A 1,232-nucleotide genomic window follows, 5' to 3' on the forward strand; every position below is an offset into this window, starting at 1 on the left:
CATGCCCGCTTTTTGTGCACATGGCCGCAGCAATCGTGTGCATTTCAGGCAAAACCCCGGTGCGGCCCGCCCGAAAACTGAGCAAACGATCTAAGTATATGAATTCGTTTGATTAAAAGTTTTTGGCGGAAAAACCGTCAATCGGTCGGAAGCCGCTTGTCGCGCGGGTCAGGCCTGCTATCCGCAAACTTTCCCACAAAGTTATCCACAGCTTTTGGGGATAACCTGACAAGCGGCTTGTGTCACCTTTCAGCGGTCAGCGGGGATCCTTGGCGAGAGCCTGCGACAGCGGGATGCGCGCCATGGTGCTGCGCGTCAGCGAGCCCAGGTAGAGCCATTCGTCGTATTCCCGCACGGTGGTGATGGGCGCGTAGTTGCTGCGCGAATCATCCTGCAGGTTGGCGGTCAGCCTGCCCTCGGGGTCGAAGCCGAGCACGAAGGCGCGGCGTTCCACCGGCTTGGGCAGGATGTGCATGGCGCGCACCAGCATCTTGCGCACGAAGGGCTGGCCGGCGAAGGCGTCGAGCAGGAAATTGCGCGGCGCGTACAGCGCGACCCAGAAGCGGTCGCTGCCGTTGAAGCTGAGGTTGTCGGGCAGGCCGGGCAGGTTGTCGGCGAAGATATCGTGCGTGCCGGCCTTGTCGCCCTTCAGCCAGTAGCGGCTGATGCGGTAGGCGCCGGTCTCGTTGACCAGCACGTAGGCCTCGTCCGGACCGAGGGCGACACCGTTGGCGAACTCCAGGCCGCCGAGCAGCTGTTCGGTGGCGTCGGTCTCGAAGTCGTAGCGCAGCAGGCGGCCGTCGCCGCCGTGCTCCATGATGGCCTCGGGATCCTGGCCGTAGCCCCAGCGGCTGGAGGCATCGCTGAAATAGGCGTAGCGGCCGGCGGCATCGACAGTGACGTCATCGGTGAAGCGGAACGGCAGGTCGCCGGCGGAAGTGGTCAGCGTGCTCAGGTGGCCGGTAGTGTCGAGTGCCAGCAGGCCCTTGACGGCGTCGGCGATGATCAGGCGGCCGTCCGGGTGGAAGGCCAGGCCCAGCGGACGGCCGCCGGTGCGGGTCAGCACCTTCAGGCTGTTGCCGTCGAGGCTGGTGCGGATGACGCGGCCGTCGTGCAGGCCGGTGATCAGGAAACCTTCGCTGTCCAGCAGCAGCGCTTCGGGACCGTGGATGCCCTGGGCGCCGACGCGTTCGACGCCGGCCAGCTGGCGGTTGCCGGCATAGGGGCCGTCC

Annotated in this window: 1 protein-coding gene; it reads right to left on the reverse strand. The window is 65.4% G+C overall.

Annotated features, from left to right (window positions below):
- Nucleotides 1-256 precede the first annotated feature (256 nt).
- Nucleotides 257-1,232 (reverse strand): SMP-30/gluconolactonase/LRE family protein (locus C5O18_RS09835; protein ID WP_105193442.1); only part of this gene is annotated, 976 nt, incomplete at its 5' end.

Source organism: Amnimonas aquatica (genome assembly GCF_002943415.1).
Lineage (GTDB): Bacteria > Pseudomonadota > Gammaproteobacteria > Pseudomonadales > Moraxellaceae > Perlucidibaca > Perlucidibaca aquatica_A.